Consider the following 6,056-nt stretch of genomic DNA (forward strand, 5'->3'; position numbering starts at 1 on the left):
CCGCCGCCGCGTTCGGCGCGCACGGCGCCGTGGTGCCGCAGCGCCGCGCCGCCGGGATGACCGCGACGGCCTGGCGCTCCAGCGCGGGCGCCGCCGCGAGGCTCCCGATCGCCAAGGTCACCAACCTGACCCGCGCCATCCAGGAGGCGCAGCGCGCTGGCCTGCTGGTGGCGGGCCTGGACGCCGACGGCGAGGTGGACCTGTTCGACCTGCCCGCCGCCGTCGATCCGCTGATGATCGTGGTGGGTTCGGAGGGCCGCGGCCTGTCCCGCCTCGTCGGCGAGACCTGTGACCTGCGGGTGCGCATCCCGATTAGCTCCGATGTGGACTCGCTGAATGCCTCGGTCGCCGCTTCCATCACCCTGGCCGAGGTCGCCCGCCGCCGCGGGGGCCTTTAGGGCCTGTCGGGGGAACCCCGTTTCCCGCTGCGCGCCGCCCAGACGGCGCCCGGCCGCCTTGCCACGCACTCGACCGGACGCCGCTCGCGACGCGAGTGAGTTGCCCAACGGTCCCTAAGCGGCGATGTCGCCCAGCACGAAGCTGGCGGCGTTGCCGATCGTGGACACCAGGTGGATCTCGTTGTTGTCGGTGTCCCACGCCAACAGCAGCCGGGCGGCGTTGTCGTCCGCGCCCGCCAACAGGTAGACCTGCCCGTCCTCGGCGCCCAGCACGGTCGCCGAGTCGCGGGCGCCGTAGTCGGAGGTGAGCGCGAGGATCGCCGACACCGCGCCGCTGGGCTTCACCACCGCGACGCAGGACCGCGGCTTGGCGTACCCCTCGGGCAGCTTCATTCGCTTGCCGGGCACGCACTTTCGCGCCAGCAGGTTCTGTGAGGGCTCGAGGTAGGGCGCGCCGTCCCACTCGCTGATCGGCAGCTCGTCCACCCCGAACGAGCGGGGCTTGCCGTGGGGCTGTCCGTTCCACCAGGTCTGGATGCCGGCCCGGCCGCCCATGTCGACGTATTCGCGGGCGCCCTGCGAATCCGCGTCGAACACCGTGGACGCCCCGTACCAGCCCACCGACGTCCGCTTCCCCGTGGCCGCGTCGACGCGGAAGGTGCCGTTGGCGGCGGTGAGCATCAGGTACTTGCCGTTGGGGTACCAGGCCAGGTCGGTGGGGCGGGAATCGTTGTGGCGCACCGTGGTCAGCTTCCCGCGGGTGTCGACCGTGACGATGGTGGTGTCGATCGCCAGGGCCAGCAGCTTGCCTCCCGGGGACACGGCGCGGGGGAACAGGGCCGCGGCGTTGCCCACCGTGGCGTCGGTGATCATGCGGGCGCGGCCGTCGCCGCCCACCACGCCGGTGTTCCCGTCGTGGATCTGGAACGCCGCGGCGAAGACGTCGGTCGGGTGCTTCGACAGCGACGGGGCGGCGACGTTCACGTCCGAATCGTCGGCGCCCAGCTGGGTGTCGAGACCGGGCGCGTTGGCCGCCGTGTCGGGGGGCGGCAGCACCGCCAGCGTCGCCGTGACCGCCGCGGCGTGCGCGGGGTCGGGCTCCTTGGGCGGCGTCGAGGAGGACGCCGTGGTCACCAGCGCGTAGCCGACGGCGATCACGGCGACCAACAGCAGCACCACGACCACGCCGTTGCGGCGGCGCCGCCGCAGCCGCTGCCCGGCCCGCCAGGCCTCGGCGGCCAGGCTGGAGGCGGTGTCGATCCCCGTGGGATCGGGCTCGGCGTCGCCGGTGTCCTTCTCGTCGCGCCACAGGCGGTTGGCCTCGTCGGCGACCAGGTCGAGCAGCGTCGCCTGCGGGTCGTCGTCCTTCACCCAGCGCCAACGCTGCGCCAGGCGCGCCAGGGCGCGGCGCGTCAGCCGCCCGGCGGTCGCCTCGTCGCCGGCGGCCAGCCGCGCGGAGAACCGCAGGTCGGATTCGACCGACGCCACAAAGGACACAAAGTCGTCATACTCCGACTCCGCTCGAGACGACATCGCCGACCTCCGCTGAGAACACCACATCCACCGATTTCGATCTTCGCGCGGCGGCGTCACGAACGGATAACGAGGCGCACACGGTCTTAGAGCTTCTTTTGGTAATTGATGTCGGTGGTCCAGCGGTGGAAACCCGCGCGCTGGTACAGCCGCACGGCGCGGACATTGGATTCGTCCACATACAGCATCACGGTGCCCAGCCCGCGGTCGCGCAGATACTTCAGGCCCGCCACGGTGAGCGCGCCGCCCAGCCGCAGCCCCTGGGCCTCCGGCGCCACGCCCAGGACGTAGATCTCGCCGATCGCGCCGGAACCGTTGCCGTGCACCTTGGTCCAGTGGAAGCCCAGCACGTGGCCGTCCTCCTCGCGCTCGGCCAGCAGCAGCCCGTTCGGGTCGAACCAGGACTCCCGCTCCCGCACCGCCACGTCGCGGGCGGTCCAGCGGCCCTGCTCGGGGTGGTCGGCGAAGGCGGCGTTGTTAACCCGCAGCAGGGCCTGCTCGTCGCGGCCCGGGGCGAAGGGGCGGATGGTGATGCCGTCGCCGGCGGTGGCGATCGGCTCGTCGTCGCGCAGCCGCCGCCGCATCTGCCACAGCACCCGGGCGCGGGCGAAGTCGTGGCGGTCGGCCAGGGCCAGGGCGCTGGGGTGGTCGCCGTGCGCCCACACGTTGACGGTGCCGCGTCCCAGCCGGGCGGCGTGTTCCAGCACCCCGGCCACGAGGCGCTCGCCGTGGCCGCCGTGCCGGTGCATCGGGTGCACCAGCATCTCGACGTTGACGGACTCGGCGTCGGACAGGTCGAGGTTGGCGTAGGCGACCGCCTCGCCGGACTCGTCGCGGATCACCAGGTGGGCGGTGGGGGCGTCGCCGCCGTGACGCAGGTTGAGGATGGGCTGTTCCCCGAGCGCGGACAGACCATCGGCACGGGAACCCAGCTCCACCAGCCTCAGGACCTCCGACACGGTCTCGGTATCGAGGTTGTCGTTGATCTCCACGCACACACCGTACGTCCGCGCCGGGCGCCGCAGACCGGGGTCGCGGGTGTGTTCGGCGCCTGAACGCCCGGGCGTCGCCGCCCCCAACGGCTGAATCTCGAGTATTTCGAGAAGTCGCGTGCAACCGTTTCCCGCGTCGGGACGTGATTACCCGTGTCGCCGCCGCAAGGCGGCGCACCAACGCCGGACCGAGCGCCGTGCCGGGGCGCTCGGTCCGCTGTTGTCTTCGGGAATTGTGTTCTTGATCACTCGGGCCGGGTCGTCCCTCAGGACATCGCGTCGGCCGCCGACGGGTCGCAGTCGCGCAGGAACTGCGCGCAGCGCGCCGCCTCGTCCGCCTCGCCGATCTCGGCCGAGGCCAGACTCAACTGGTGCAGGGCCTTGAGGAAACCCCGGTTCGGCTTGTGGGACCAGGGAACCGGGCCGTGGCCCTTCCAACCGCTGCGCCGCAACTGATCGAGCCCACGGTGGTAGCCGGTGCGGGCGAACGCGTAGGCGGCCAGGTCGTTGCCCTCCTCGCGGGCGGCGGCGGACAGCTTCGCCCACGCGGAGCAGAAGGTGGGGTAGCGCCGGGCGGTCTCGGCGGGCCCGTGCTCGGCGAGCGTCGCGATCTGCTCGGCGTCGTCGGGCAGCAGGGTCGCGGGTGGCTCGGGCATGAGGTCGCGCGTGGGCATGTGAAGCTCCTTTTCGAGAAACCTGCGAATGCGCAGAAGGGACAGCTGTCGCCAATCGGTGCGAGATCATTCTGTCAGGCACGGTCTTCAGCGGATCTTCGACACCTTCTGAACCGGTACAGTCGCACACATACCCAGTGACGTGCTCGGCGGGGAATTTGTTTGACCGCTGCGGGCGTATATCTGCATATTGGAAGAGTTCTCAGCTGGCGAGGTGACCCCCCATGTCTCTTGTACCCGAGCTATCGGACGACGACATCATCGCGGATGCCGTTGTCGCCCTTGAGAACTACGCCCCGGACTCCGAAACCCGCGCGCTGCTTTTGGCCGGGGTTCCCGAGGCCACGCTGGAAAAGAACCTCGATCGGCTCTCCGACGCGTTGTTTCTGGCCGACCCTCCCATGGCCATGCGGATTCTCAATGTTCTTCCCCCGATATTCACCCGACTGCACGCCGAAAGCTATATCTCATATCTCAATCACACCGGAGATCCCGGCTATGCGGCCGGAGTCTTCGTGACGTTCAAGGCCCGCAGTAATCACCGCACCAAACTCACCGAATGGAGCCTGGACAAGGCATTGTGGAAATGGATGCGGCACACCGATAACGCGTCCATTGAGGAGGTCGTGCGGGAACTCGGGCCCGACTGGGGTGGATTGTGGGCCGACCAGGTCGCCGTGGTCTTCGGCGCCGGGCGGCTCAGCCGGCGGTTGCGGAAGATGGCGGAGTCCCTGCGGGCCGCCTAGAAGCCGGCCGGCACAGGGACTCCGCGTCGAGGTCCTACAGCCGCTTCAACGCCGCGGCGAAGGGGTCCAGGCCGAGCGAACCCAGGTTGAGGGCGTCGGTGTGGAACTGCTTGAGGCTGAACTCGGAACCCTTGCGGGCCTTGTATTCCTCGCGGGCCGCCAGCCAGAGCCGCTCGCCGACCTTGTAGGACGGTGCTTGTCCGGGCCAGCCCAGGTAGCGGTACAGCTCGAAGCGCAGCATGTCCTCCTCGATGCGGCAGTGGCCGCGCAGGAACTCCCAGCCCAGGTCGGTGGTCCAGCGCTCGCCCGGGTGGAACCCGAACGGGTTGTCGGCGGGGATCTCCAGCTCCAGGTGCATGCCGATGTCCACGATCACCCGCGCGGCGCGGAACGCCTGACCGTCCAGCATCCCCAGCTTGTTCGCCGGGTCCGACAGGTAACCCAGGTCGTCCATCAGGCGCTCGGAGTACAGGGCCCAGCCCTCGCCGTGGCCCGAGCACCACAGCAGCTGGCGCTGGTAGCGGTTCAGCAGCTCGGAACGGTAGGCCGTCTGTCCCACCTGGAGATGGTGGCCGGGCACGCCCTCGTGGTAGACGGTGGTGACCTCGCGCCACTTGCCGAAGTTGTCCTGGCCGTCGGGCACCGACCACCACATGCGGCCCGGGCGGGAGAAGTCCTCGCTCGGCGGGGTGTAGTAGATGGCCCCGTCCGCGGTGGGCGCGATCATGCACTCGATGCGGCGCACCGGTTCCGGAATGTCGAAGTGCTTGTCGGCCAGGTCGGCGATGGTGGCCTCGGCCAGCTGCTGCATCCAGTCGCGGAACTCGTGCTTGTCGGCGATGTTGCGGGACGGGTCGGCGTCCAGCACCGCCACCGCCTCGTCGACGGACGCGCCCGGCTTGATCTGGTTCGCCACCTCCCGCATCTCGGTCTCGATGCGGTGCAGCTCCTGCCAGCCCCACGCGTAGGTCTCCTCCAGATCCACCGCCGCGCCGAGGAAGTAGCGCGAGCCGCGCGCGTAGCGTTCGCGGCCCACCGCGTCCTTCTCGGGCGCGCGGGGGGCCAGTTCCTGGCGCAGGAAACCGGCGAACTCGTCCACCGCTGACTTCGCGTCGCGCACGCCCGCGGCCAGCTCGTCGGCCAGCGCGCCCTGCGGTGCCTTGCCGTCCACGGTGACCCGGTCGACGAGCCCCTGCCAGAAGTCGTTGCCCTCGGCGCCGTTCCAGGCGTCGCAGTGCTTGGCGACCTGGGCCACCTGCAACTGGGCGGCGATCCGCCCGGACGCGGCCTCGGTGCGCAGCGTCTCGATGTACTGCCGCACCGCCGTGGGCACCGCCGCGAGCCGCTTGGCGACGTTGGAGGCGTTGTCCTCTCCCTCGGTGTTCATCATGTCGAACACCTGACGGACATTGTGGATGCCGCTGGAGATCACGTTCAGATTGAGGAACTCGTCGCCGGCCTCGTGGCGCTCCAGCTCCAGGGCCAACCGCTCGGAGATGCCCTCCTTGGCCACCCGCTCGCGCTCGTCGCTCGGCTCGGTGCCGTCCAGGTCGATGAGGGTGCGGCGCGCCAGCTCGGCCATCCGCTCGATTCCGGCGGGCGAGAGGTCGTCCAGCTCATGGTCGTGTCCGGCCACACCCAGAAAGGTGGCCGTCGTCGGAGAGATAGCGATGCTCTCCTCGACAAATTTGTCGGAGATGTCGTCAATTCGTC

6 protein-coding genes are annotated in these 6,056 nt (G+C 70.0%); 2 read left to right on the forward strand and 4 right to left on the reverse strand.

The features are described from left to right. The coding region (locus tag VE172_RS19720) for a 23S rRNA (guanosine(2251)-2'-O)-methyltransferase RlmB (RefSeq protein WP_324803685.1) at positions 1–398 on the forward strand (398 nt) is incomplete at its 5' end. Positions 399–512: 114 nt separating this feature from the next. On the opposite strand, the gene VE172_RS19725 is transcribed toward VE172_RS19720, so the two are convergent. The 3 genes from VE172_RS19725 to VE172_RS19735 form a co-directional block, all read right to left on the reverse strand. After that, complete coding sequence (locus VE172_RS19725) at positions 513–1,931, reverse strand: WD40 repeat domain-containing protein (protein ID WP_324803686.1); 1,419 nt, start codon at positions 1,929–1,931, stop codon at positions 513–515. Positions 1,932–2,017: 86 nt separating this feature from the next. Further along, positions 2,018–2,929, reverse strand: a complete 912-nt coding sequence (gene mshD, locus VE172_RS19730; protein WP_414715125.1) for a mycothiol synthase — start codon at positions 2,927–2,929, stop codon at positions 2,018–2,020. A gap of 260 nt (positions 2,930–3,189) precedes the next feature. Beyond that, positions 3,190–3,597 carry a DUF3151 domain-containing protein gene (locus VE172_RS19735; protein ID WP_324803688.1) on the reverse strand — a complete coding sequence of 136 codons (408 nt, stop codon included), beginning with the start codon at positions 3,595–3,597 and terminating at the stop codon, positions 3,190–3,192. Between the two features lie 224 nt (positions 3,598–3,821). On the opposite strand from VE172_RS19735, the gene VE172_RS19740 reads away from it, so the two are divergent. Further along, positions 3,822–4,343, forward strand: a complete 522-nt coding sequence (locus VE172_RS19740) for a hypothetical protein (RefSeq protein WP_324803689.1) — start codon at positions 3,822–3,824, stop codon at positions 4,341–4,343. 34 nt (positions 4,344–4,377) lie between these two features. Here the strand turns inward: VE172_RS19740 and VE172_RS19745 are convergent. Then, positions 4,378–6,056: DUF885 domain-containing protein (locus VE172_RS19745; protein ID WP_324803690.1), on the reverse strand; the 1,679-nt coding region annotated here is incomplete at its 5' end.

Origin of the sequence: Stackebrandtia sp. (genome assembly GCF_035643755.1) — a bacterium.
Lineage (GTDB): Bacteria > Actinomycetota > Actinomycetes > Mycobacteriales > Micromonosporaceae > Stackebrandtia.

Coding starts and splice junctions, on each gene's coding strand:
- VE172_RS19725 (WP_324803686.1), bottom strand. CDS start 1,931: ATGTCGTCTCGAGCGGAGTCGGAGTATGACGACTTTGTGTCCTTTGTG.
- VE172_RS19735 (WP_324803688.1), bottom strand. CDS start 3,597: ATGCCCACGCGCGACCTCATGCCCGAGCCACCCGCGACCCTGCTGCCC.
- VE172_RS19740 (WP_324803689.1), top strand. CDS start 3,822: ATGTCTCTTGTACCCGAGCTATCGGACGACGACATCATCGCGGATGCC.